The sequence below is a fragment of the Bifidobacterium tibiigranuli genome (assembly GCF_009371885.1).
Classification (GTDB): domain Bacteria; phylum Actinomycetota; class Actinomycetes; order Actinomycetales; family Bifidobacteriaceae; genus Bifidobacterium; species Bifidobacterium tibiigranuli.
Genome location: NZ_QLZA01000012.1, coordinates 24,161 through 47,984 on the forward strand (window position 1 = coordinate 24,161; position 23,824 = coordinate 47,984).

Here is a 23,824-nt window from a genome sequence, read left to right on the forward strand (position 1 = left end):
CCATGCAAACTATTCTCGGCGCAGGCGGCCAGATCGCCGACGAGCTCACCCGCGAGCTCTACCGCAATTACACGCACGACATCCGCTTGGCTAGCCGGCACCCGCACAAAATACACGACACCGATCAACTCGTATCCGCCGACCTCATGGACGCCGAGGTCACTGATAAAGCGGTAGAAGGCAGCGAGATCGCGTATCTCACGGTCGGCTTGCCTGCAAATTCGGCCATGTGGGAAGAGAAGTTCCCGACCATGATGGCGAACGCAATCGCGGCCTGCGAAAAGCATGGCACCAAGCTCGTCTTCTTCGACAACACCTACATGTATCCGCGCACTGCAGAAATCCAAACCGAAGACATGCGTTTCGAGCCGGTCGGACGCAAAGCGAGCGTGCGAGCGCAGCTTGCGACAATGCTGCTCGATGAGATGAACGCAGACCGAATCGACGCCGTGATCTGTCGCGCCCCGGAGTTCTATGGCCCAGGCAAGACCCAGAGCGTAACGAATTCTATGGTACTCAATCGCATCGCGCAGCATAAGCGCCCCTTCGTGCCAATCAGCGCCCACGCCAAGCGAACGCTGGTCTGGACGCCTGATGCCAGCCATGCGATGGCGCTTATCGGCAACACGCCCGACGCCTATGGGCAGACCTGGCACTTGCCGGTCGACCACGCGCGGCTGAATTATCGGCAGATGATCGAGATAGCTTCGGAAGTCACCGGCCGCAGCATCGGCTACACGACTGTGCCGAGGTGGGCGTTCGGCATCGGCGGACGGATGAATCCGACGGTCAAGGAGATCGAAGAGCTGCTGCCGCGCTACCGGCAGGACAACATCTTCGACTCCTCCAAGTTCCAGACCCGGTTCCCGGATTTCCCCATCACCACCTACCGCGAGGGCATCACGCAGCTGCTGAGTCACAAGACAGAGCAGTAGACAGATTTGTACCTAAGGCCGGTGCGAGGGATAGATAGTGCCTACGATTGCAGCGAACGCGGAAAACGCAATCGCTGCAATCGGCCAGACGATCCAGGTGATGCCCCAATTGCCAGTGATGAAGCTCCACACCAGATAGACGGCAGTGATGACTAGCCAGAACCCGGAGAAGATCGCTCTCACCCATACCGGGTAGCGCGTTGCATCCTGCTCGGAGTCATTCATGGCGATCGCATCAGGTGAAGTCTGCACGAGATGGGTCTGCGCGAAGTTCACCCAGTTGGCTGGCAAAAAGATTAGCAAACCAAGACTGACCAGAACCAGCGTAGCGGCGGTTCCCAGGCCAAGCAGCGGATCGGCCTGATCTTGCGGCCAGTCCTGCGTGAAGATTCCAGCGCTCAGAATCGGCAGCGCGGAGAGAATCCACAGAATCACCGCTATGACCAAGGCGATAGTCCGCTTCGACGACTCCTGCTGCTGTGCGGCGTTCGCATAGGCTTCGATTTCAGGCGTGCAGCGGTCCATGCCCGAGGTGATGCGTCTGAAGGGGGAGAGGCGCTGGTTGCGATAGACAAGCAGACCGACGCCCACGCCGACAAGCGGGAGCAGCAGCGCGAAGCCGAGTAGCAGGCTGAAGTTTTCACGCATGCCCCCTACGCTGCCATAGGCGACTGCCAGCCCCACAAACGGCGCTGCGGCGAATACAATCAGCGCCACGCCAATGCCCAGCAGCCAGCGGGTCTGCCTCATCGTATCCATATAGTTCTGCGCCTGCGCCATGGTGAAGGCTCGTTTCTCCGGCATGGGCTGCGAAAAAGCGGGAACACCTCCCGACGTAGCAGCAGTCGTAGCGCCCGTCTCCGAGCGCCCCGTACCCGCATTCGCACCTTCGCCGCCGTTCACGCCACGGGACTGTGGAATTGCATGCTCTGCAGGCGCAGGCCCACCAAATGCAGATGCACCAAACGTAGATCCTCCAAACACAGGCTCGGTCTTCGCCAGCCCCAGCGTAGGCGCGACCTCCTCGATATTGCCGAATTCGGCGATGGCCTGCCCTATGGCCTCGTTCTGCGAGCGCCCGGCGGCAATCGCTCCGTTGTAGGAGTCTTCCATCATGGCGCGTAGCTCGCGCTTCGCCTCCTGGGTTTCGGGCGTCAGTGGATAACGCGAGAACATGGTGTCCAAATAGTTGTCGAGGATGTTCATCAGACAATTCCTTTCACGAAGCGGTCGACGAGGTTTTTCGTTTGTTCCCATTCCTCGCACTTGGCGGTCAGCAGCTCGCGGCCGGCATCGGTGAGGCGGTAGTAGGTTCTGGGCTTTCCGGATTGCGATTGCCCGGGGAATGATTCGACATGTCCCGTGCCTTCGAGTCGTTTGAGCGCCGAGTACAGCGTGGTCTGCTTGATCGAGTAGCTTCCCTCGGCCTCGCGCGAGATCTCCTTCGCCATGTCATAGGCGTATGAGGGCTCACGACGCAGTATCGACAGAATCATGACATCGACGTAGCCGCGAAGAGCATCTGCGTTTATCATGCCGTATCCTTTCTCGCCGAAGTACGAAGAATGGAAATAGCGCCCATTCACATAGTACGTCCATTATACTATGTGCATCGTAGTATGTACAACAAAGCATGTCGTAAAATATGCATCTACCGCGCAAAACCGCTACACTAGGTTGGATTGATTCGTGCAACCACAGATGAACCACGGATGGAAAGGCGACAACCATGACGGATGTCTTCGACGAATCGGCCGCAAAGATGCGCAGCCAAGGCATGAGCGAAACCGCTATCGCCCAGTTCAAAAGGCTGTACGACGTGTGGCGCGGCGAAGAGGGGAGCAGCTGGATTCGCGAGTCCGACGTCGAGCCGCTTGACAATGTGCCCAGCTTCCACGACGTCTACGAGACGATCGACCACGACAAGGCGGTCGGAGCCTTCGAGAAGACAGCGTTCCTCAAGCTCAATGGCGGGCTGGGGACCTCGATGGGACTGGACAGCGCCAAATCGCTGCTGCCGGTGCGCCGCCACAAGGCACGGCAGATGCGCTTCATCGACATCATCATCGGGCAGGTGCTCACTGCGCGCACGCGCCTGAATGTGCCGCTGCCGCTGACCTTCATGAACTCCTTCCGCACTTCGGCCGACACGATGAAGGTTCTGGAACGCAATCCCAAATTCGTCCAGGACGATATTCCGATGGAGATTGTCCAGCATCAGGAGCCGAAAATCGATCTCGCGACTGGCGAGCCCGCAAGCTTCCCAGCGAACCCCGCGCTGGAATGGTGCCCGCCCGGGCATGGCGACCTGTTCTCGACGATCTGGGAATCCGGACTGCTCGACACACTGCAGGAACACGGCTTCGAATACCTGTTTATCTCCAATTCGGACAATCTCGGTGCGCGCCCGTCCCGCACGCTGGCGCAGCATTTCGAGAACACCGGCGCGCCGTTCATGGTCGAAGTCGCAACCCGCACGTTTGCGGATCGCAAGGGCGGCCATATCGTGCGCGACAGGAAAACCGGGCAGCTCATGCTGCGCGAGATGAGCCAAGTGCACCCTGGCGACAAGGCGGATGCGCAGGATATCGCCAAGCATCCGTATTTCAATACGAACAGCATCTGGGTGCGCGTCGACGCGCTCAGGGAGAAGCTGGCCGAATATAACGGCGTGCTGCCCCTGCCGGTGATCCGCAACGAGAAGAACGTGGATCCCACCGATCCAGACTCCACCAAGGTCATGCAGCTGGAAACCGCTATGGGTGCGGCCATCGGCCTGTTCGATGGGGCCATCTGCGTGCAGGTCGACCGCATGCGATTCCTGCCGGTCAAAACGACCAATGACTTGTTCATTATGCGCTCCGACCGCTTCCACCTGACCGACTCCTATGAGATGGAAGACGGCAACTATATCTTCCCCAACGTCGATCTCGATGATCGGTACTACAAGAACATCAACGATTTCAACGAGCGCTTCCCGTATTCCGTGCCTTCGCTGGCCGCTGCGAACTCGGTGACGATCGCAGGCGACTGGACCTTCGGCCAAAACGTGGTCATGTATTCGGACGCGACGCTTGCGGATAACGACCGGCCCAGCTACGTGCCGAACGGCGAATACGTTGGGCCGCAGGGCATTGAGCCTGACGACTGGATGCGGGAATCGATTCAGCCTACCAAGGAAATCGAATGATTTTGCCAAATTGGTGCAGTAACCCGCGCAAAAGCATCTAGTATAGAGGTAAGTGCGCATATATTCGCGCACGATTACGACAACGATAACGATACGCGAGGACCAATGGCAGAGGGCAGCAACGGAAGGCGACGTTTTTCCGACAAATGGGGCAAGCACGAATTGGATGTGTTAGCCGTGTTGTCATCCGCGTTCCCGCAATGGCTCACTTCGCGCCAGATTGCGCAGCGCGTCAAAGCCTATGCCGATTCATACGGCGAGCTGGCCGATCAGGCCGCCAAGGCGGCGTTCGCGAAGCAATTCCAGCGCGACCGCGCCAAGCTGGCCGCCATGGGCATCGCCATCGAATCGCGCCAGCCCGAATACTCCTCGAAATCCGAGGGGCAGGACTTCGCCTCGTACCGGCTGCAGCTTGGCGACGAACCGCGCGCGCGTTTGCGCTTCGAGCAGGAGGATCTGCCGGTGCTGGCCGCGGCGAACTATCTGGCCCGTTCGATGTCGATCTCCTCGTCCGCCTCGCATCAGGAGGAGCAGCATGCCTCGCGCACCGCGCCGCGCGTGCCGCAGACCCCGATACCCGGGCTCGGACTTGATTCGATAGCCCCTGGGCTCGGCACGCAGACGATACCCGACAATCTGGTCAAGGTGATTGATTCGCGCCGCTTCGCCGCCACGGTCGATGTCGACGGCGAACACCTTAACGTCGCCTATGCGGATTCCGACGATCTGGCGACCTTCGTGCTCGAGCATCCGGGTGCCTATGTCGTCAGCCCCAAAGAGGCGGTGGAGGCGCTGAACCGGCGTCTGCACGCCGCAACCCAATTCCAGCTCGCCGACGAAACGAAGAACGGCGCAAGCGCGACGGTCGTTCCCGGCACGATCAGCCGCAGGGATGATGAGGCCGAGGACCCCGAGACCCGCAAAGACGCGCAGAAGAAGAGCCCTTCCTCCTTCCAGACCGGCAGCGAGGTCGATCGACGGCTGCGGCTGATGCTGTTCCTCTCGGCCCATCTGGGCGAGGAGTTCTCGCTCGCCGAACTCGCCGAGCGCTTCATCGGCACCCCCAAATCTCCCGAAGAGCTCAAGAAGTTCATCGCGGTCATCCGCAAGGACATCAACACCTTGACGACGGTTTCCGACGATGGCGAGATGGCCGGCAGCCAGTTCTTCGACATCGACTGGTCGCTGCTGGACTCCGAAGGCATCGTTTCGGCGACGAATTCGCTAGGGCTGGAACGCTTGGCGGGCATCTCGCAGCAGTATCTGAGCATGCTGACGGCGTCCGTGAGCTATCTCGCGCATTCGCCGCTGCTGCCCGATGCGCAGCATGATCAGGCCCAGTCCCTGTATCTGCGTCTTCGCCAGCATGTCGAACCGGGTCAGACCCCGTGGCTGAGCCTGACCGGCTACGAAATGGAGCCGCGCAGCTTCACCGTCGTCAATCGTGCGATTTCCACCGATTCCCTGCTGGATATGGAATATACGGACGGAGCCGGCCGCACACGCCGCAAGCTGGTCGCCCCGGCGAAGATATACGTGGACGAGGGCGTGTACTACGTGGCCGTCTGGACCGACGTCGAGGCAGCGACCCCGCAGGACAAGCTGCGTCTGGTCGCCAAGGACACGACGATCAACAAGGTGACCGGCGAGCCGCGCATCTGGCAGGTGCTCAGGCTTTCGCGCATCGACCACGCGGAGATCGTCACGCCGACCGCGCCTGTGGATGTGCCCGATGTGCCCATCAGCGAGCTGCGCAAGTGGAGCTTCGACAACGGCACTGCGGCGGTGTTCATCACCGATCAGCAGCAGCTGCCATTCATCACGACGCTGTCCGACGCCACGGTGGAGCCGTGCGGCAAAGGCGAGAAGGTGCACCTGACCGTATCCTCCGATTCCTGGTTCGTAGCCTTCTGCATCGCCCATGCCCGGCATATCACGGCAGTCGCGCCCGAGACGCTGCGTTCGATGATCATCGCGCGCGCCGAGCGGGAGCTTGCCGTCGCACATGGCGATGACGAATCCGAAGATGCGCAGGCGTCTGACACGATGCTGGCGGATGCTCAGACATCCACCAAGTAAACATTCAAGACAAAGGGGGCGCTCATGCCATGGTGGATCTGGTTGCTGCTGGCGCTGTTCATGCTGGCCATGCTGCTTATCGGTGCAGCCTACGTGATCGTGCACGGTCTGAGGGCATTTCATGTCGTTGCCGATATGGGGTCGACGGTTTCGGACAAGCTTTCAGCAGCAGGGGAGGGGGATGGCCCCGAACCGGATGAGCCGCCGCTGTTCACGCAGCCCTTGCGCCATGCGCAGGAGCGCTACGCCGAGGCGCATGCGGATGTCGTCAGACGCCGTATGCGTGCGCATGACCGCCACGCCGATCAGTGGGCGCAGTGGCGGCAATTCAACGAGTAAGGCCCATTGAATTATGACAACTCTGGCAATCCCATCGGCTGCGATGCAGTGCGTCGTTTCGGCCCGGCTGATTGTCATACGGCTTAACCGCTTTCCCGCTAATGCGTCGTTGCGCTCGGCTGCGCAGCCGAGCGCAACGACGGCAAACGTTTGCAACACCAGTACTTTCGAGGATTATGACACATCATCGTCATCATAAACGGCGTGCGCCGAGCGAAGCGTCTGTGGCGTCCGCGATATCCACAACATCCGTGACATCGTCGGCATCGATACGACGTACGGGCGCGGGCACAGGGCACTCGCAGGGCAGCACAGGCATGCAGGACTCGCCTGCGCAACGCTACGCCAAATTCCGTCGCCGCCAAGTCCAGGAGGCCTCGGCCGTTGCCCGATTCGCGCACACCGTGCCCTTCGAGCTCGATGACTTCCAGATCGAGGCGAATCAGGCCCTTGAGGACGGCCGCAACGTGCTGGTCGCCGCGCCCACCGGCGCAGGCAAGACGGTGGCGGCCGATTTCGCGATGTTCCTGGCCCAGGAGCGCAACGTCAAAGCCTTCTATACGACGCCCATCAAGGCGCTGAGCAACCAGAAGTACCATGATCTGGTGGCAGTGTATGGCTCTGAGAAGGTCGGTCTGCTCACCGGCGACACGTCGATCAACGCGCAGGCCGACATCGTGGTGATGACCACCGAAGTGCTGCGCAATATGCTCTACGAGCATTCCACGACGCTTGACGCACTACGCTATGTCGTCCTGGACGAGGTGCACTATCTCGCCGACCGGCTGCGCGGGCCGGTCTGGGAGGAAGTCATCATTCATCTTCCCGAGGCGGTGCGCATCGTCGCGCTGAGCGCCACGGTGTCCAACGTCGAAGACTTCTCCTCGTGGATCGCCTCGGTGCGCGGCGACACTCAGCTGATCGTATCTGAGCGACGTCCGGTGCCCTTGGAGCAGCACGTCATGATTCAAGCCGACCCGAAGACGGAGCCGGAAGTGATTGATCTGTATCGGCGCGATGCCGCAGGGGAGCAGACCATCAAGATCAATGCAGGGCTCATCGACCGGCTCGATCAGCTTGACCGACGCGCCGCGCGGCATTCCGGCCCCGATCACGCCGCACAGCATCGCGGCGGCAAGCACGAGGACTTCAAGCACGCCTCGCGTCACCATACCCGTGGAGCTGACGACAAGCCGCAGCGTCATACGCCGCGCCGTTGGGCGGTCGTCGACGAGCTGCACTATATGGGCCTGCTGCCTGGCATATATTTCATATTCTCGCGCAACGGCTGCGATCAGGCCGTGCAGCAGTGCCTTGAAGCCGGGCTGCAGCTGACCGACGATGATGAGGCGCGGCACATCCGGCAGATCGTTGATGAGATGGCCGAGGGGGAGATGTCATATGACGATCTCAAGGCGCTGTCCTTCCCGCGTTTCCGCTTCGCACTCGAACAAGGATTCGCGCCGCATCATGCCGGCATGATCGCGCTGTTCCGGCAGATCGTGGAGACCCTGTTCGAAATGGGACTGGTCAAGATGGTCTTCGCCACCGAGACCCTGGCGCTGGGCATCAACATGCCGGCGCGCAGCGTGGTCGTCGAGAAGCTCGAGAAGTTCAACGGCGTGGAGCATGTGAGCCTGACACCGGGGGAGTTCACCCAGCTGACCGGCAGGGCCGGCAGGCGGGGCATCGATACCCTCGGGCACGCCATCGTGGTCGATCATCGCGGCTTCGTGCCGGCCACTGCGGCATCACTGTCGAGCAAGCGCGTCTACCCGCTGCATTCGAGCTTCAAGGCGACGTTCAATATGGCGGTCAACCTGCTCAATACCAGCGACTACGACACCACGCGCGGCACACTCGACCATTCCTTCGCGCAGTGGGAGGCGAACGAATCGGCGTGGAAGCTTGAATCGCGCATGACGACACTGCAGCAGGCGATAGCCGGATACGAGCAGGCCTTCGCTTGCGGGCACGGCGATTTCCGTGAGCTTATGGATATTCGCATGCGTCTCGCCGACCTCGAAAAGGAAGGTCGGCGCGAGCTCAAGCACCGCGAGTTCACCGATGATGCGGAACGCAGGCAGGCCTTCCACAAACTTGACGCGCAGATCGCCGAGCTGCGGCGGCTCGATAGGGAGCATCCCTGCCGCAGCTGCCCGGACTTGGCACAGCATATGACCTGGGGCCACCGCTGGATGCGCGAGGAGCGCGAGCTGCGCCGGGTCACGGAGCGCTACGATGCCAGAACCGGGTCCGTGGCACGCCAGTTCGACCGTATCTGCGACATCCTGCTGGCATTGGGCTATCTGGAACGTCGCAGTGGATCGGACAACGACTTGCTGCTCACCGATCGAGGCCAGCTGCTGCGGCATCTGTACGGCGAGCAGGATCTCGTGCTGGCGCAGACCATCGTCGATGGAGCCTTCGACGCATTGACGCCGCAGGGAATGGCCGCCGCGCTCTCCTCGCTGGTGTATGAATCGCGACGAGGCGGCATGGGGGAGCCGCACCACTACCCCGGCGGCGCGCATGGCGCTGTGGCGCAGACCTGCGATGCCTTGCGCAAGCAGAGCAGCCATATCGATGCACTGTGCCGTGATTATGGGCTTGAGCCGATGCAGCAGCCCGATTTCGGCGTTGTGGATATCATGGATGCCTGGTCTTCGGGCGCAGATCTCGTTGAGGTCCTGCACGACAACGAGCTGACCGGCGGAGACTTCGTGCGAACCGCGAAGCGCCTGGCCGATATGCTGCAGCAAGTCGCCATCGCCGCGCCATACCTCGGCGACAGTGGCGAGCAGGTCGCCCGCATCGCGACGAAAGCGAATCACAGCATCAACCGCGGCGTCGTAGCGTATTCTGGCGTCGGCTGATCTGATTGAGCCCGGCATTGGAATCAGTTCGCTGTGCTTTGCGGCAATCGCACAGCACGGTGATGCGGAATACGCCATGAATATGATATGGAATAAAACACTCGTCCGAACTGTTCTGTAGCTTGGATGATTGTACTGAATGTGGAGGAGTCAAGGAATGGCTGAACGTAGTCTGCGCGGCATGAGCATCGGCGCGAAATCACTGGAATCCGACGATAACGTGGATTTCGCCGAACGCAGCGATGTCGCGTACATCTGCCCGAACGGGCACCGCACGATTCTGCCGTTCGCGCAGGGCGCAGAGGCACCGAACGAATGGGAGTGCCGCTGCGGGGCCACGGCGCGTCGCGAAGGCGACGACGATGCCGAAGCCAATGAGATCACGAAGCCGACCCGTACGCATTGGGACATGCTGTGCGAACGACGCAGCGAAACCGAACTCAAAGAGCTGCTCACCAAGCGGCTCAAGATGCACCACGAAGGATGGATTCCCGACTACGAGTAAAGTTGTGCGTGGTCTGATGCCCGGTTGCGGTCCTATGGCCGGCCGGGCATTATGCTATAAAACGACTATGCAACGATAAGGATATAGACAGGGGAGTAGCGCATGACTGCAGCGCCGAGGAATATTGTTCTGCTCGATCTTGACGGCACGCTGACCGCCTCAGCGCCCGGCATCATCGCCAGCGTGAGAAAAGCCTATGCCGACATGGACTTGCCGGTGCCCGACGACGCCGAGCTGCAGCGCTTCATCGGCCCGGCGATCATCGAATCCTTGCAACGCAACCATGTGCCTGACGATATGCTGCAGCAGGGCGTCAACGCATACCGCAGCTATTACTCCGAGATACCGGCCTTCGACGACCCGAACGACCCAGGTCACAAAGTCCCCGGACACCTGTGCTGCACCGTATTCGACGGTATACCCGAGCAATTGGCGTCGCTGCGCGGCGACGGCTTCATGTTGGCGCTTGCCACGGCGAAGCCCGAGTACCAGGCAAGGCCAGTGTGCACGCATTTCCATATCGACCGCATGATCGATGAAATCTACGGCGCCAGCCGTGATTTCTCGCGCTTGAAGAAGGACCAGGTAATCCGCTACGCCTTCGACAATATCGGCTTCGACCCTGCCAACGGCGACAGGGCGCTTATGGTCGGCGACCGCTGGACCGATGTGGACGGCGCCATCGCCTGTGGTCTTGACTGCCTCGGCTGCCGCTGGGGCTACGCCGAGCCGAATGAGCTCGAAGAGCACGGTGCCTACCGCGTCATCGACCACGTCGATCAGTTGCACGACGCCGTGGGCGAATACTTTAGGATATAACTACTATATACATCCGATAATGTACGTTATGTCAGATTTTTAATCTGACATAACGTCGTATGGTTATATCGCAAGGAACTGCCCCTTGCTGACATAACCATACGCCCCGTTCCTCTGTTAAGGCTGACATAACGTCGGTTCGTTATATAGCAAGAACAGCCATACGTGACATTATCGTTGGCAAGGCCGATTAGTTTCTGACGGCGGTCGCTTTGCTCCGCCGGTGGGTTCACACTTTTTGGGCCGCACAGAAAAAGTGTGAACCAAACGAACATTCGGTATTAGCTTTTTCAAGTATGAATCGTTGCAATTCCATACTTTATGAGATTCAAAGCTACCATACGCCATGTTCGTTTGGCTCACACTTTTTTGCTGTCTCTCAAAAAGTGTGAACCGCGCCTGAGAGCACTTCGTCGATGTGGCTGCGTTCGGCGCGACGGGACTGGAAGATCAGCAGCAGCACGTCGGCAATAATCAAAGCGGCGAGCACAACTGCGGAGATAAAGCCGATTTGGGTGTACAGTTTCTGCACGTGCTCGGCATAGCCTGCACCGATCACCAAATATACGAGGTATGCCAGCAATCCTGTGATCAGTGAAAGAATATGGCACTTGGTCACGTTCCAGCCTACCGGACGAACCGGCTTGGCTGAGCGGCCATAGTGACTCCGTGCAATGCTGAGCGCACCGATGCTGATGCAAATCGATGCGGAAAGCACCCAAAGCGCCGCCGGTATCGCTTCAAACCACATTGCCGACACTCCCCTGCCTTCGCTCAGGCCGCCTGGCGAGCCGCCTTGCGTTCCTCAAGCTTCTTGCGCATGCGCATTGCCGTGAGCTCGTCAATCGGACGGCCTGCGGTCCTCGTCGTCGGTGCGGCAGTCAAATCGACATAGTCCTCGTCGTCAAGCGCGGTTTCGGTCTGGCGCCACAGCGAATCGACCGACACGCTGAACAGGGCCTTGCCGCTGCGTACCAAGTCGATGATCTGATCGGCGCTGGTGCACTGATAGACCTGCTCGCCGTCGCACATAATCGTGACGCGGGCCAGTTCCTCGGTGTGCAGACCGGACAGGAAGCCGATGGCCGCCGTCACGTTCTGCAGGTTCACGCCGGCGTCAAGCAGGCGCTTGGAAACCGCGAGAATGACCACGTCCTTGAAAGAGTACAGCCGACGCGAGCCGGAGCCGTGCGATGGCGTGATCGATGGCTCCACAATCTGCTTGCGTGCCCAGTAATCGAGCTGGCGGTACGTGATGCCCGCAACCTTTGACGCCACGGTGCCACGGTACCCGCGGCTGACCTCTTCGCTGTCGCCAAGGGAGAACAGCTCGCCCTGCACAGCGTCCTGCGCTGAAAGATCCATGCGATTCTCCAACCTGACATGCAGTTTCAACGCATTCGCGTCCATCTGTTCAGCCATAGCACTCCCCTGGTTCACGTCGGCATTCACATCGGTGTAATCACACACCTGCAATTTCTATTTCCCAGTGTATCGCGCCGCGCCGAGCCAAACTTACGAAAGAACGACGGATTTTGTGAAGAACACGAGCCGGAACTTGCCAATCATGATCTCGTCGCCGTTTTTGAGCTCCTGCCGCTCGACGCGCCTGCGGTTGACGTAGGTGCCGTTCAAGCTTCCCGAATCGATCACGGCGTAGGTATCCCCCGAACGACGGAACACCGCGTGCGCGCGCGATACGGTCGAATCGTCAAGCAGGATGTCGGTCTTCGGGTCTCTGCCGACACTGACCTCGTCTTCGTCAAGCAGGTATCGGGAGCCGGAGACGGCGCCGCGCGTCGAGATGAGCAGCGCCGTGCCAGGAGAGAGCCGGGTTATCGTTTCCAGGTCCTCCTGCGTAAGAGGGCGGTCTCCCGTAGTGGTGATAGGTATGTTGATGGCGGGCATGCCAATGATGGTGGTTTCGCCCGCGCTTGGAATCGGATCAGTCATAAACGTTATTCTACCGTCTTCGCATACTTGTACTGGCGAGACTCGTGAATCTCCGTGATTCGCACTTGATCGGAGGGTGTCACGCGCACAGCCGCGCCGAATTTTACCTTGAGCCGAGAGCCCACGCCTCCGGCAATATCCACCGCATTCTGCAGGTTCTGCGGGTTCCCGATGGCCTTGAGCGTGTATGGAGCCTGCAATTCCTGCCCGTCGCTTTCCAAGCCGTCTTTCGTGTCGCTGATGTATGTCGAGGTCACGACACGCACGCCGTTAAGCGCCATCACCTCGACGCCGGCGTTGCGCAGCTCCTCAAGCAGCTGGAACATCGTCGAGGCGTCGATGCGATTCTTCGGATCCTCCGTGATGGAGATGATCACGCCCTTGCCTTGAGCCGGAAGCCGCCCGGAGAGGATGCCGCTGGTCTGCTCGTTCTCCTTGGCGATGCGCTCGGCCTCCTGCTGCTTGTTCGCGGCGGCCTTGAGCGAATTGAGCTGATTGGTCAGATCGCTTTTGCGCTGTTCGAGGTTCTGCACCTGCGTGCTTGTTTCGGTGATCAGCCGGGTGAGTTCCTCCTCGCTCAGCGTTTCATAGGACGAAGCGGGGTTGTTGAGCTGAATGGCATAGCCGAAGCCGAGCAGCGCGCACAAGAGCGCAATCAGAAAACTGGTCGCCAGTCTGGCACGCACGCCGCTTTCGATGTGCGGCTTCTTCTGCTTGCGCCTGACGACAGGGAAGGACCCGGTCTGCGTCTGGTCGTTGTCGCTGGTCTGCTTGCCATGTGCAAGCTGGATGCGCAGATCATCCGGTTCGACCTTGAGATTGTCACCATGCGACAGTTCATCGCGCGAACTATCGTCATGGCTCTCGTCATGAACCTCGTGTGTGCCATGTGCCATGCCGGTCAGCTCCGGAAGATGAAGCGTCGGATGGCCGACACATTCGAGAAGATGCGGATGCCCAGCACGACGATGACGGCGGTCTGCAGCTGCGAGCCAACGCCAAGCTGATTGCCCAGCAGCACCAGCAGCGTGGCGGTGAGCACGTTGGAGACGAAGGATATGACGAAGACCCTGTCGGAGAAGCTGCGCTCGAAGTACGAGCGCGCCGCCCCCAGCAGGGCATCGAGCGCAGCAACCACCATAATCGGCAGATATGGCTGCAGCACGATGGGAATATCAGGGCGCACGAAAATGCCCACGACGACACCGAGAATCAAGCCGAGCACTGCTGCCATCTAGTCGCTCCTCTTTGCATAGGTCAAATCAACGGAATCGGCCGCTTGTACCATAATCGCGTCCGATTTGCCGATCTGCGGGTATATGCCCGCCTTCTTGAATGAATCATACAGCGCGGGCTGCGCCTTGGCGCCCAGCGCATACGCCAAAGCGTCACGGTTGCCGATCGCCTCGATCTTGTACGGGCTGGCAATCTGGTCGATGCCGATGAGAATCGACTGGCCCGCCGTCCTGATGGAAGTCTGCGGGCCAATGCGATGCCCGTTGATTGCGACGGCCTCCGCGCCGGAATTCCACAGCAGCGAGACGAACTGCTGCAGATCGGCGTCGGTGATCACGCGAATACGGCCAATCTGACCCTCACGCGGGCCGGCACCGGAAGTCGAATCGGACTGGGCCGCAATCGGATCGGCCAACGTCAGCGTGATGCCCTCCCCCTGTACGGCGCTCAGGCCGTTGACTAGATCATCCTCGCGCTGAGTTGGGTTGTCGTTAGCCGAACCAAGCTTCTTGGATTGGGCGTCGACCTGGACGCGCAGGGTCTTGTTGTCAGCCGAAAGCGTATCGACACGCCGATTGAGCTGATTGAGCTGGCCAATCAACGTATCGCGAATCTCCTTGCGCGGGTCGGTGTGCAGCTGGCGCACGAACAGCGACCCGCCGAAGCCCACCCCCACGCAGATGAGGAACACAATCGCATGGGAGACCCAGACCGTGAGGCGGGACTGCGGGCGTCGCGCAAGCTGTGCATCCGAGAACATCGGGTCGAGCGGACGGTTCGTCAGATCGTCGATCAGACGCAGGGAATCATCGTCGATCTTGCGCCGTCTGGCCCGCCGATCGGATTCCGGACGTTGCGCGGCCGCAGGAATGGTCTCAAGACCTGCCACAGCCCGCGAGAAGACCGCACGACGTTTGTGCACGGCCGCTCGTGAAGAAACAGGATACGAGCGAGGCTGCACATGCACGGGCAGTTCGACAGGGGAACGTGGCACAGTCATAGGCTCACCCGGCATCGTGAATAAGCGAGAATCCTTGGCGGAAGTATATGCATCCTGCAAGCCAGTATACGCCGACGCCCCAGATGCCTACGGCCAAGGCGATCAAGTGGAGCGTGTGGGCAAACAGGTTGTCCCATACATCGGCCACGATAAGCGTCACGAATGCGGTCATCAGCAGCGCCGTGCCGGTCTTGCCCACGAAATTGACAGGCAGCGGACCATAGTCGTGCTGTGCGAGCAGCAGGACCAAAACGCCCATCAGCAGATCGCGCATCGCCACAACGACAAGCATCCACATCGGAATGATGCCCGCAAGCCCCAGCGCGAATATGCTGGACAAGATAAGCAGACGGTCCGCAATCGGGTCAAGCAGCTGGCCGATCTTGCTGACCTGGTTGAAGGTGCGCGCGATCAGGCCATCCATCCCGTCGGACAGCGCGGACAAGGCCAGCACCGCCAGCGCCGGAATCATCCGGTGATGCGCCACCAGCACGGCGATGATCGGGATAGAGAGGATGCGCAGCAGGCTGATGAAGTTCGGCACCGTAAAGTACACATCCCGGGGATCCGGACTGTATTGCGTTGTGTCGATATGATCATTCATCGTGCGCGACACTACATTCTCGAAGCTTGCAGCGCAGTGACGATGATGCCTCTAGCACCCACCTCATAGAGGCGATCCATAAGCTGATTCACTTTGTCGCGCGGCACCATCACGCGCACCGCGCACCACTGCTTGTCGTGCAGCGGCGAGATGGTGGGGCTTTCAAAGCCCGGGGTGACGGCGATGGCCGCGGCGACCTTCGAAACCGGAATATCGTAGTCCATCAGCGCATAGCGATGCGCCGTGAGCACGCCCTGCAAGCGACGCTCGAAGACGACAAGCCGCTCATCGTCATCGCCCACGCGGGGCGAGCGGGTAAGCACCGCCTCGGAGTGCAGAATCGGGTCGCCGAATACGCGCAGTCCGGCGTTACGCAGCGTGGTGCCGGTCGAAACGACATCAGCGATCAGATCGGCCACGCCAAGCTGGACCGAGGACTCCACAGCCCCGTCCAAATGGATGATATCGGCGTGGATGGAGTGTTCGGCCAGATAGTCTGCCACAAGCTTGTCAAATGAGCTGGCGACGCGCTTGCCGTCGATGTCTTCCAAGCGCGTAATCGGCGACGCCTCGGGCGCGGCGAAGCGGAAGGTCGAAGCGCCGAACCCCAAGGGAAGATGCTCCTCGGCCTCGGTATCGGAATTGAGCAGCAGATCGCGCCCGGTGATGCCGACGTCAATCGTGCCATGGCCGACGTATACCGCGATATCGATAGGACGCAGGTAGAAGAGCTCAACCTCGTTGTCCTGATCCTCCACGACGAGCTGACGTGGGTTGCTACGCAGGCGATATCCCGCCTCGGCAAGCATATTCCACGCCGGCTCCGAAAGCATGCCCTTGTTCGGCACAGCGATTCGCAACATATTTCCTCCTCGAATACAACGGCAAGGCGCTATTCTTCCCATAGCCAACGCCTTTGCCCATAGCGCTCAGTAGCGCCTATAAATAACGCTCACAGATAGCGGTAGACGTCTTCCAGCGTGATGCCGCGATCGATCATCATGGTCTGCAGATGGTAGAGCAGCTGGCTCATTTCCTCGGCCGTGCGGTCGGCACCTTCGTATTCGGCGGCGATCCAGACCTCCCCCGCCTCTTCGATGATCTTCTTGCCGATGAAATGCGTGCCCTTGTCCAGCTCTCCGACGGTGAGCGAGCCTTCAGGCCGGCTGGCCGCCTTTTCGCTGAGTTCTGCAAACAGGGATTCGAATGTCTTCATAGTAATGCTCCATGGCATGCGGCAGCGCGAATCGCGGCTGCGCACATTGGTGTTATTGTCTTCAGTTGTAATGTCTTGCGGCGAGACGGGGTCAGTCCCGATACGCCGCCTGGGCGCGGTCGCGGATGTCGTTGATCGCTGCGGCCGGATCCTGCGCACCGTAGACGGCGGAGCCGGCCACCATCACATCGGCCCCGGCTTCGGCGACGGTCGGCGCGGTCGAGGGGCTGACGCCGCCATCGACCTGAATATGCGTGGACAGGCCGCGTCGTGTGATCTCGTCGCGCAGGCGGCGCACCTTGCTCATCTGGTTGGCGAGGAACTTCTGCCCGCCGAAGCCCGGCTCGACCGTCATGATCAGCACCATGTCGAACTCGTCGAGGATGTCGAAGATCGGCTCGACCGGTTCGGCCGGACGCACGGCATAGCAGGCCTTGCAACCCATCTCGCGCAACTGTCGGGCCAGCCGCACCGGGGCGTGGGTGGCGCCCATATGGAAACTGACCGAGGCTGCACCGAGCTTGGCGTACTCCGGGGCCCAGCGGTCCGGGTCCTCGATCATGAGATGCACGTCCACCGGCAGCTTGGTGACTTCGCAGATACGCTTCACAATGGGCTCGCCGAGCGTCAGATTAGGTACGAAATGGTGATCCATCACATCGACGTGAACCAGATCGGCGTTGGATATGGCGTCCAGATCACGCTCGAGATTGCAGAAATCGGCTGACAGGATGCTGGGGGCGATTTGAATGGTCATGGCTTCCATTCTATTAAGGGTGAACGACTTGGGTCATGCTCCCTGAGGATGATTGCAGAGCCTCAGCGCGCGCACCTATCATACCCCGGGTTGAGCGCGAGGCACATCAGCGCTTCGCGGACCGCGTTTCCTTGTCGCTGGATTGCGCGGCTTGTGCGTCCTGTGCGGCTTCCGCCTCGCTTACTGTGCGCAGACGTTCGGCCAGCGGCGCGGTCTCGCTACCGTAGCGCTGGCCGAGAATGAAGGCGACAGCTCCGGCGACGAAAACAGCGATGGAGACCCACACGTTGATGCGCACACCGAGGAACTCATGCGCGAAGTCGATGCGCAGGGCCTCTATCCAAGTGCGGCCTGCGGTGTACCACATCACGTACATGGTGAACTGCGAGCCGGCCTTAAGCGCATGCGCCGTCTTGCGACCGAGCCAGATGATGAGCGCCGCGCCGATGAGATTCCAGATCATCTCGTACAGGAAGGTCGGATGGAACAGGGTTCCGACTGGGCAGGACGCGCCGTCATAGCAGCGTTCGCTCTGCCCGATGGCGGTGCCGACATTGTTGAGCTTCAGGCCCCAAGGCAGTGTCGTCGGTGCGCCGTAGAGCTCCTGGTTGAACCAGTTGCCCAAGCGCCCGACCGCCTGCGCCACAAGCAGTGCCGGCGCGATGCTGTCGCCCAGCAATGCCATCGGGTAGTGCTTGTGCCGGCACCAGGCCCATGCGGCTAGCCCGCCGAGGGCGACGCCGCCCCAGATGCCCAGGCCGCCGTTCCAGATGCGGAACATGTCGACCCAATTGCCGGTGGGACCGAAGAAGCGCTCCGGCGTGGTGATGATGTGGTAGACCCTTGCGCCGATGATGCCGGCGGGCACGCTGCACAGCGTGATGTCGAGAATCTGATCGAAGTTGCCGCCCAGCTTCTTCCAGCGCACGGTGGTGATCCATACGGCCAGCACAACGCCGACGAGGATGCACAGCGCGTAGAAGTGAATCGGCCACGAGCCGATGATGAACTCGGAGACTGTAGGCGAAGGGATGTAGCTCAGCGTCATATCAGCGCCGGGCCTCGTGGATGCCCTTGGACAGTGCCGCAGTCGTGGCCGCCAAAGCATCCAAGCCCTCATGCAGATCGCGCACCTTGGTGCCCGTATCGTCAAGCAGGGTATGCACGAGCGCCGAGCCGACGATGACGCCGTCGGCATAGGAGCCGACCTGCGCGCCCTGTTCGGGCGTGGACACGCCGATGCCGACGCAGACGTTGCTGGCGCCCGCCTGCCGGGTGCGGCGCACAAGCTCCTGCGGCGAAGCGCTGAGCGTCGCCCGTTCGCCGGTGACGCCCATGCGCGAGGCGGCGTAGACGAAGCCGCGCGCATGCCTGGCAACCGCGGCGAGACGTTCGTCGCTGGAATCGGGCGAAACGAGGAAGATGCGATCCAGGCCGTGGCGCTGCGAGGCCTCGATCCACTCCCCTGCCTCATCGGGAATCAGATCCGGCGTGATAAGTCCTGCGCCGCCTGCCGCTTCGAACTCGGTGGCGAAGCGTTCGACGCCGTAATGGAAGATCAGGTTCCAGTAGCTCATGATGAGTGGAATGGCACCAGCCTGAGCTACCGTGCGAACTGCCTCGAACACGCCTTCGAGGCGTTCGCCTTGGCCGATGGCAATCTGCGAAGCGGCCTGAATCACCAGACCGTCCATGACGGGGTCAGAGTACGGCAGGCCGATTTCGACGATGTCGACGCCGTTCTCGACGATGCAGCGCAAGGCGTCCAGCGAGCCCTGAGCGTCGGGGAAGCCGTATGGCAGGTAGCCGATGAAGGCCGGCGTGTCCTTGGCCTTGAGATTCGCCAGCAGCGTTTCGGTCGGACTTGGCCGGTGGCTGATGCCCAATGGTTGGAAATCAGCTTGGAAATCGGCCTGGGAGCCTACTTGACTGCCTGTCAAGGCGTTGGACTGGACGTTGTCTGTGCGTATTGCGGTCATAATCATTCCCCATCCGTGCTGTTCTGCTCGGCAGCGCCGTCCGTAGCCGTGTTATCGGACGATGTGCCATGCGCGCCGTTGGCTTCCAAAGCCTTGCTCTGCTCGTCGGTCAGGTAGCCGAACCATTTGCCGGCCGTGGCCACATCCTTGTCTCCGCGCCCGGAGATGTTGATGAGCATCACCGGATTGCTGTAGCCCTTCGCCTTCAGGTCGGCGGCGGCCTTGTACGCGCCGGCGAGGGCGTGGGAGCTTTCGATGGCGGGGATGATGCCCTCGGTCTCGCACAGATCCTTGAAGGCGCTCATCGCCTCGTCGTCGGTGGCCCAGGAGTAGTTGACCCGGCCGATGTCCTTGAGCCAGGAGTGCTCGGGGCCGACCGAAGCGTAGTCCAAGCCTGCGGAAATCGAGTAGGTGTCAAGGGTCTGGCCTTCCTTGTCCTCAAGCAGATAGGAGCGCGTGCCTTGGAACATGCCGACCTCACCGGTGCCCGGCGCGAACCTGATCGCGTGCTCACCGGATTCCGGCCCGTTGCCGCCCGCTTCGTAGCCGTAGAGGTTCACGCGGTCATCGTCAAGGAAGGCGTTCATGACACCGATGGCGTTCGAGCCGCCGCCTACGCAGGCGCATACCGCGTCAGGATGGTCGATGCCGTACTCCTCGTTCAGCTGGCGCTTGGCTTCCTCGCCGATGATCTTCTGGAAGTCGCGCACCATCGAGGGGAAGGGATGGGGGCCGGCGACCGTGCCCAGCAGGTAATGCGTGTTCTCGACGTTGGTGACCCAGTCGCGCAGCGCCTCGTTGATGGCGTCCTTCAGGATTCGCGTGCCTTGCGTCACTTCGACGACCTCGGCGCCGAGCAGCCGCATTCTGGCGACGTTCAGCGCCTGCCTGCGGGCATCGATCTGGCCCATGTAGATGCGGCATTTGAGGCCGAACAGGGCGCATACGGTCGCCGTGGCCACGCCGTGCTGGCCGGCTCCGGTCTCGGCGATGACGCGGGTCTTGCCCATGCGCTTGACAAGCAGGGCCTGGCCGAGCGCGTTGTTGATCTTGTGCGCGCCGGTATGGTTGAGATCCTCGCGCTTGAGGAACACCCGCGCGTTCAGACCGGTTTTGTCCTTGATGCGCCCGGCGAAGCGCGGAGCTTCGGTCAGCGAGGAGGGCCTGCCGACATACTGGCGGTTGAGCCGGGCGAATTCCTTGTGGAACTCCGGGTCGGCCTTGGCGGCGGTGTAGACGGATTCAAGCTCGTCCAGCGCTCCCACCAGCGCCTCGGGGACGTAGCGGCCGCCGAACTGGCCGAAGTACGGCCCTTCATGCGTGGACAGCGGACGCTGCTCGGAGGCCTTGACCCGGGTTCCGGCGGCGGCCAGCGCGTGCACGGCCTCCTCGTGGTCGTCGGCTGTGGCGACGCCTTCGCCCACCAGCACGGCGTCGGCTCCGGCGCGGGCGTAGCCATCGACTTCAACGCTGCCGAAGACGCCGGACTCCGCCACGCGGATGACGTTGCTGGGCAGGTCGGCGGCCAGCTCGCCGTAGGTGGACACATCGACGTGCAGGTTCTTGAGGTTTCTGGCGTTGATGCCGATGACGGTGGCCCCAATGGCTACCGCGCGGGCGATCTCTTCGCGGTTATGCGCCTCCACCAGCACGGTCATGCCCAGTGACTCGGAGAGCTTGAGCAGCCGGGAAAGCGTGTCGTCATCGAGTGCGGCGACAATGAGCAGCACGATGTCGGCGCCATGCGCGCGCGACTCCCAGACCATGTACTCGTTGACCATGAAATCCTTGCGCAGCAGTGGGATATGCACCGCGGCGCGCACCTGATCGAAGTCGTCAAGCGAGCCGAGGAAGCGCCGCTTTTCGGTCAGCACGGATATCGCGCTGGCACCGCCGGACTCGTATTGCTGTGCCAAGGCAGCCGGATCGGGGATGTCACCCAGATAGCCTTTGGACGGCGAAGCACGTTTGATTTCGGCGATGACGGGCACGCCGTCCTCACGCTTGAGCCATCGGCGCGCGTCGATGGGCGCCGGAGCGTCGGCGGCAATTCTCTTGATTGCCTCAAGGGGCACGACGCGCTCACGCGCCTGCTGATCCTCGAGTGCTCCCGCCACCAACTCGTCAAGTACGGACATAGTAACCCTTTCCGATGGTTGTCATACGTCACTGTAGCAATGTCTGTGCCCAGCGCCTACGCCTGCACGTTGCGCAGCTGCGCCGCAAGCTGGATGGCCTCCACGCTGGCCTCTGCCTTGTTGCGCGTCTCCTGCCATTCCTGCGCGGGCACCGAGTCGAGCACAATGCCCGCACCGGCCTGCACCGAAGCCTCATGATCGCACAGGTACGCCGTGCGGATGGCGATAGCCATATCCATGTTGCCCGAGAAGTCGAAGTAGCCGACGGTGCCGCCGTAGATACCTCGGTCGGCGGGCTCCAATTCATCAATGATCTCGATGGCGCGCGGCTTGGGCGCCCCTGAAAGCGTGCCTGCGGGGAAGGCCGACATGAACACGTCGAAGGCGCTCATGCCCTGTGCGACGCGGCCGGTGACCGTGGAGCAGATATGCATGATATGGCTGAAGCGCTTGATGTTCATCAGCGACACCACTTCGACGCTCTGCGGCTCGCAGACGCGGCTCAGATCATTGCGCGAGAGATCGACCAGCATGATGTGCTCGCTGCGCTCCTTGGGGTCGGCCAGCAGCTCCTTGGCCAGCCGCTCGTCCTCCTCGATCGTCTTGCCACGCGGCCTGGAACCGGCTATCGGGAAGGTGACGGCCTTGCCGTCATCGACTTTGATAAGCGTCTCCGGGCTGGAACCGATCACGTTGAAATTCCGGCCCTGCGCATCGGTCAACGCCAGGAAATACATGTAGGGGCTGGGATTGAGCGTGCGCAGCACCCGATAGACGTCGAAGGGGCCGGCCGGCGAATCGATTTCAAGCCGCTGCGAAATCACGACCTGGAACACGTCACCGTCCACGATATGCCGCTTGGCAGCCTCTACAGCTTGCTCATACGTGCCGCGTTCGCTGCGGAAGCGCAGCTCGGGCTGCTTCCCGCTATCGTCAAGCACGCTGACCTTCGACTCTCCGGCAGCGGGCGTCGCAGTGGCGCGCTGCATCGCGTCCAGCCGCGCCAAAGCGCCGTCATAGGCGGCATCTGCTCGGGTCGGGCGGTCGTCCATATTAACCGCATTGGCGATAAGCCATACGGACCCGGTCAGATGGTCCACCACCGCCAGATCGGTGGCCAGCGCGAGCACCAGCTCCGACTGCGGGGTCTCCACAGGGGCCTGGGCACGCAGCGTCGGCTCCCAGTGGCGCAGCGCGTCCCAGCCGACTGAGCCGACCAGACCGCCCGTCAGATTCGGCAGCCCGGCGATGTTCGGCGCCTTGAGCGTGCGCAGCACGGCGTGCGCCACTTCGAGCACGTCACCGTGCAGCGGTATGCCCGCTGGGACCTTGCCCAGCCAATCGGCCTGGCCGTCGTTCGAGCGCAGCTGCGCCATCGAATTCACGCCGATGAAACTGTATCTGCTCCACGAACCACCGTATTCCGCGGATTCGAGGATGAAGGTGCCGCTACGCCCCCCTGCGAGCCGCCCGTAGAGGCCGACCGGGGTGAGCGAGTCGGCCAGCAGCCGGCGCACGATAGGAATAATGCGGTACCCTTTGTCGGCCAGCTCGTGGAATTCCTCACGGCTGGGCCATGTGCCGCCCCATTGCAGATGCTCGACGCTGCATGGCTTCATCGTTTCATCTCCATTTCCAGGGCATGTGCCTGCCCTGCGGTTGTGCGCGCAATATTTGGCGTTTCCGACGCTTCGATTTCAGCAGCTTCGACCGGTCCGATCACAACGGGCAGCGGCCCACCGGCGTCAAAGCAGCTGCGTGCGCCGGTGTGGCAGGCGGCTCCGATCTGCTCGACCTGAATCAGCAACGCGTCGCCGTCGCAGTCAATGGCAGCGCCTTTGACATACTGCACGTGGCCGGAAGTATCACCTTTGCGCCAGTATTCCTGCCGTGAGCGCGACCAGAAGGTCACTCTGCCCGTCGTCAGCGTCCTGTGCAGCGCTTCGTCGTTCATATAGCCGACCATCAGCACCTCATGCGTGTCGTACTGCTGGATGACGGCTGCCACCAGTCCCTTGTTGTCGCGCTTGAGCCGCGCGGCGATGCGCGGGTCCAAGTGGCCTTCGTTGCTGTACGCCGTATCCGATTCCACTGTGCCTGTTTCCACCGTGTCTGCTCCCATAATCGCCTCACATCCTCTTCCCTGTTGTCCTCGTTCGCCACAGCGCCCGTTCCCGGGCTGCGTGGCATCCGGCACT

The 23,824-nt window shown here is 61.3% G+C and carries 24 protein-coding genes; 7 read left to right on the forward strand and 17 right to left on the reverse strand.

The annotated features are described in order from the left end of the window. The first annotated feature begins 2 nt into the window (after positions 1-2). Positions 3-935 (forward strand): NAD-dependent epimerase/dehydratase family protein, encoded by a 933-nt coding sequence (locus tag DDF78_RS10340; RefSeq protein ID WP_152581695.1) that lies wholly within the window; start codon positions 3-5, stop codon positions 933-935. A gap of 12 nt (positions 936-947) precedes the next feature. Here DDF78_RS10340 and DDF78_RS10345 read toward each other — a convergent pair whose 3' ends face one another. Together DDF78_RS10345 and DDF78_RS10350 are read right to left on the reverse strand one after the other, a co-directional pair. Next, positions 948-2,141, reverse strand: coding sequence for a permease prefix domain 1-containing protein (locus DDF78_RS10345; protein WP_152581694.1), 1,194 nt, complete (start codon positions 2,139-2,141; stop codon positions 948-950). Continuing rightward, positions 2,141-2,470 (reverse strand): PadR family transcriptional regulator, encoded by a 330-nt coding sequence (locus DDF78_RS10350; protein WP_152581693.1) that lies wholly within the window; start codon positions 2,468-2,470, stop codon positions 2,141-2,143. The genes DDF78_RS10345 and DDF78_RS10350 overlap by 1 nt, the downstream gene beginning before the upstream one ends. A 194-nt stretch (positions 2,471-2,664) precedes the next feature. On the opposite strand from DDF78_RS10350, the gene DDF78_RS10355 reads away from it, so the two are divergent. The 6 genes from DDF78_RS10355 to DDF78_RS10380 all read left to right on the forward strand — a co-directional run bounded on the left by DDF78_RS10355 (position 2,665) and on the right by DDF78_RS10380 (position 10,743). Then, entirely contained in the window at positions 2,665-4,125 is a 1,461-nt protein-coding gene (locus DDF78_RS10355) for a UTP--glucose-1-phosphate uridylyltransferase (protein ID WP_152581692.1), read from the forward strand. A gap of 105 nt (positions 4,126-4,230) precedes the next feature. Next, the gene (locus DDF78_RS10360; protein WP_152581691.1) at positions 4,231-6,204 is read left to right on the forward strand and encodes a helix-turn-helix transcriptional regulator; all 1,974 of its coding nucleotides are present in this window, start codon (positions 4,231-4,233) and stop codon (positions 6,202-6,204) included. A 24-nt stretch (positions 6,205-6,228) separates the two neighbouring features. Then, positions 6,229-6,543 (forward strand): hypothetical protein, encoded by a 315-nt coding sequence (locus tag DDF78_RS10365; RefSeq protein WP_152581690.1) that lies wholly within the window; start codon positions 6,229-6,231, stop codon positions 6,541-6,543. Positions 6,544-6,860: 317 nt separating this feature from the next. Next, positions 6,861-9,419 (forward strand): DEAD/DEAH box helicase, encoded by a 2,559-nt coding sequence (locus DDF78_RS10370; protein WP_152581721.1) that lies wholly within the window; start codon positions 6,861-6,863, stop codon positions 9,417-9,419. Between the two features lie 157 nt (positions 9,420-9,576). Then, positions 9,577-9,924 carry an RNA polymerase-binding protein RbpA gene (locus DDF78_RS10375; RefSeq protein ID WP_152581689.1) on the forward strand — a complete coding sequence of 116 codons (348 nt, stop codon included), beginning with the start codon at positions 9,577-9,579 and terminating at the stop codon, positions 9,922-9,924. Positions 9,925-10,026: 102 nt separating this feature from the next. Continuing rightward, positions 10,027-10,743 carry an HAD hydrolase-like protein gene (locus tag DDF78_RS10380; RefSeq protein ID WP_152581688.1) on the forward strand — a complete coding sequence of 239 codons (717 nt, stop codon included), beginning with the start codon at positions 10,027-10,029 and terminating at the stop codon, positions 10,741-10,743. Positions 10,744-11,122: 379 nt separating this feature from the next. Here DDF78_RS10380 and DDF78_RS10385 read toward each other — a convergent pair whose 3' ends face one another. From DDF78_RS10385 to hisI, 15 genes are all read right to left on the reverse strand, one after another. Beyond that, positions 11,123-11,494, reverse strand: coding sequence for a hypothetical protein (locus DDF78_RS10385; RefSeq protein WP_152581687.1), 372 nt, complete (start codon positions 11,492-11,494; stop codon positions 11,123-11,125). Positions 11,495-11,517: 23 nt separating this feature from the next. Further along, positions 11,518-12,153 carry a MerR family transcriptional regulator gene (locus tag DDF78_RS10390; RefSeq protein WP_415482463.1) on the reverse strand — a complete coding sequence of 212 codons (636 nt, stop codon included), beginning with the start codon at positions 12,151-12,153 and terminating at the stop codon, positions 11,518-11,520. A gap of 105 nt (positions 12,154-12,258) precedes the next feature. Further along, positions 12,259-12,696, reverse strand: a complete 438-nt coding sequence (locus DDF78_RS10395; RefSeq protein WP_152581685.1) for an FHA domain-containing protein — start codon at positions 12,694-12,696, stop codon at positions 12,259-12,261. Positions 12,697-12,701: 5 nt separating this feature from the next. Next, the gene (locus tag DDF78_RS10400) at positions 12,702-13,592 is read right to left on the reverse strand and encodes a DUF881 domain-containing protein (protein WP_152581684.1); all 891 of its coding nucleotides are present in this window, start codon (positions 13,590-13,592) and stop codon (positions 12,702-12,704) included. Between the two features lie 5 nt (positions 13,593-13,597). After that, on the reverse strand, positions 13,598-13,930 hold the full coding sequence (locus tag DDF78_RS10405) for a small basic family protein (RefSeq protein WP_152581683.1): 333 nt from the start codon (positions 13,928-13,930) through the stop codon (positions 13,598-13,600). Then, positions 13,931-14,926 (reverse strand): DUF881 domain-containing protein, encoded by a 996-nt coding sequence (locus DDF78_RS10410; protein WP_438502742.1) that lies wholly within the window; start codon positions 14,924-14,926, stop codon positions 13,931-13,933. Positions 14,927-14,936: 10 nt separating this feature from the next. Beyond that, positions 14,937-15,536: a CDP-alcohol phosphatidyltransferase family protein gene (locus DDF78_RS10415; RefSeq protein WP_152581681.1), complete on the reverse strand. Its 600-nt coding sequence runs from the start codon at positions 15,534-15,536 to the stop codon at positions 14,937-14,939. Positions 15,537-15,547: 11 nt separating this feature from the next. Continuing rightward, positions 15,548-16,399, reverse strand: coding sequence for an ATP phosphoribosyltransferase (gene hisG / locus DDF78_RS10420; protein ID WP_152581680.1), 852 nt, complete (start codon positions 16,397-16,399; stop codon positions 15,548-15,550). 89 nt (positions 16,400-16,488) lie between these two features. Continuing rightward, positions 16,489-16,752: a phosphoribosyl-ATP diphosphatase gene (locus DDF78_RS10425; protein ID WP_152581679.1), complete on the reverse strand. Its 264-nt coding sequence runs from the start codon at positions 16,750-16,752 to the stop codon at positions 16,489-16,491. A gap of 91 nt (positions 16,753-16,843) precedes the next feature. Then, a complete protein-coding gene (rpe, locus tag DDF78_RS10430; protein ID WP_152581678.1) occupies positions 16,844-17,509 on the reverse strand; it encodes a ribulose-phosphate 3-epimerase in 666 nt (221 codons plus the stop codon). Between the two features lie 106 nt (positions 17,510-17,615). Next, a complete protein-coding gene (lgt, locus tag DDF78_RS10435; protein ID WP_152581677.1) occupies positions 17,616-18,557 on the reverse strand; it encodes a prolipoprotein diacylglyceryl transferase in 942 nt (313 codons plus the stop codon). Position 18,558: 1 nt separating this feature from the next. Next, positions 18,559-19,488 (reverse strand): tryptophan synthase subunit alpha, encoded by a 930-nt coding sequence (trpA, locus tag DDF78_RS10440; protein ID WP_152581676.1) that lies wholly within the window; start codon positions 19,486-19,488, stop codon positions 18,559-18,561. A 2-nt stretch (positions 19,489-19,490) separates the two neighbouring features. Beyond that, a complete protein-coding gene (locus tag DDF78_RS10445) occupies positions 19,491-21,626 on the reverse strand; it encodes a bifunctional indole-3-glycerol phosphate synthase/tryptophan synthase subunit beta (protein ID WP_152581675.1) in 2,136 nt (711 codons plus the stop codon). Between the two features lie 56 nt (positions 21,627-21,682). Next, entirely contained in the window at positions 21,683-23,245 is a 1,563-nt protein-coding gene (locus DDF78_RS10450) for a chorismate-binding protein (RefSeq protein WP_152581674.1), read from the reverse strand. Continuing rightward, the gene (hisI, locus tag DDF78_RS10455; protein WP_152581673.1) at positions 23,242-23,748 is read right to left on the reverse strand and encodes a phosphoribosyl-AMP cyclohydrolase; all 507 of its coding nucleotides are present in this window, start codon (positions 23,746-23,748) and stop codon (positions 23,242-23,244) included. Before hisI ends, DDF78_RS10450 begins: the two co-directional genes overlap by 4 nt. Positions 23,749-23,824 lie beyond the last annotated feature (76 nt).

Excerpts from the sequence above, each read along its gene's own strand:
- DDF78_RS10345 (WP_152581694.1), bottom strand. The coding sequence starts at position 2,141 with ATGAACATCCTCGACAACTATTTGGACACCATGTTCTCGCGTTATCCA.
- DDF78_RS10450 (WP_152581674.1), bottom strand. The coding sequence starts at position 23,245 with ATGAAGCCATGCAGCGTCGAGCATCTGCAATGGGGCGGCACATGGCCC.
- trpA (WP_152581676.1), bottom strand. The coding sequence starts at position 19,488 with ATGACCGCAATACGCACAGACAACGTCCAGTCCAACGCCTTGACAGGC.
- DDF78_RS10445 (WP_152581675.1), bottom strand. The coding sequence starts at position 21,626 with ATGTCCGTACTTGACGAGTTGGTGGCGGGAGCACTCGAGGATCAGCAG.
- DDF78_RS10400 (WP_152581684.1), bottom strand. The coding sequence starts at position 13,592 with ATGGCACATGGCACACACGAGGTTCATGACGAGAGCCATGACGATAGT.
- lgt (WP_152581677.1), bottom strand. The coding sequence starts at position 18,557 with ATGACGCTGAGCTACATCCCTTCGCCTACAGTCTCCGAGTTCATCATC.
- DDF78_RS10355 (WP_152581692.1), top strand. The coding sequence starts at position 2,665 with ATGACGGATGTCTTCGACGAATCGGCCGCAAAGATGCGCAGCCAAGGC.
- DDF78_RS10395 (WP_152581685.1), bottom strand. The coding sequence starts at position 12,696 with ATGACTGATCCGATTCCAAGCGCGGGCGAAACCACCATCATTGGCATG.
- hisI (WP_152581673.1), bottom strand. The coding sequence starts at position 23,748 with ATGGGAGCAGACACGGTGGAAACAGGCACAGTGGAATCGGATACGGCG.
- DDF78_RS10390 (WP_415482463.1), bottom strand. The coding sequence starts at position 12,153 with ATGGACGCGAATGCGTTGAAACTGCATGTCAGGTTGGAGAATCGCATG.
- DDF78_RS10375 (WP_152581689.1), top strand. The coding sequence starts at position 9,577 with ATGGCTGAACGTAGTCTGCGCGGCATGAGCATCGGCGCGAAATCACTG.
- hisG (WP_152581680.1), bottom strand. The coding sequence starts at position 16,399 with ATGTTGCGAATCGCTGTGCCGAACAAGGGCATGCTTTCGGAGCCGGCG.
- rpe (WP_152581678.1), bottom strand. The coding sequence starts at position 17,509 with ATGACCATTCAAATCGCCCCCAGCATCCTGTCAGCCGATTTCTGCAAT.
- DDF78_RS10360 (WP_152581691.1), top strand. The coding sequence starts at position 4,231 with ATGGCAGAGGGCAGCAACGGAAGGCGACGTTTTTCCGACAAATGGGGC.
- DDF78_RS10385 (WP_152581687.1), bottom strand. The coding sequence starts at position 11,494 with ATGTGGTTTGAAGCGATACCGGCGGCGCTTTGGGTGCTTTCCGCATCG.
- DDF78_RS10415 (WP_152581681.1), bottom strand. The coding sequence starts at position 15,536 with ATGAATGATCATATCGACACAACGCAATACAGTCCGGATCCCCGGGAT.
- DDF78_RS10350 (WP_152581693.1), bottom strand. The coding sequence starts at position 2,470 with ATGATAAACGCAGATGCTCTTCGCGGCTACGTCGATGTCATGATTCTG.
- DDF78_RS10405 (WP_152581683.1), bottom strand. The coding sequence starts at position 13,930 with ATGGCAGCAGTGCTCGGCTTGATTCTCGGTGTCGTCGTGGGCATTTTC.
- DDF78_RS10425 (WP_152581679.1), bottom strand. The coding sequence starts at position 16,752 with ATGAAGACATTCGAATCCCTGTTTGCAGAACTCAGCGAAAAGGCGGCC.
- DDF78_RS10380 (WP_152581688.1), top strand. The coding sequence starts at position 10,027 with ATGACTGCAGCGCCGAGGAATATTGTTCTGCTCGATCTTGACGGCACG.
- DDF78_RS10365 (WP_152581690.1), top strand. The coding sequence starts at position 6,229 with ATGCCATGGTGGATCTGGTTGCTGCTGGCGCTGTTCATGCTGGCCATG.
- DDF78_RS10370 (WP_152581721.1), top strand. The coding sequence starts at position 6,861 with ATGCAGGACTCGCCTGCGCAACGCTACGCCAAATTCCGTCGCCGCCAA.
- DDF78_RS10340 (WP_152581695.1), top strand. The coding sequence starts at position 3 with ATGCAAACTATTCTCGGCGCAGGCGGCCAGATCGCCGACGAGCTCACC.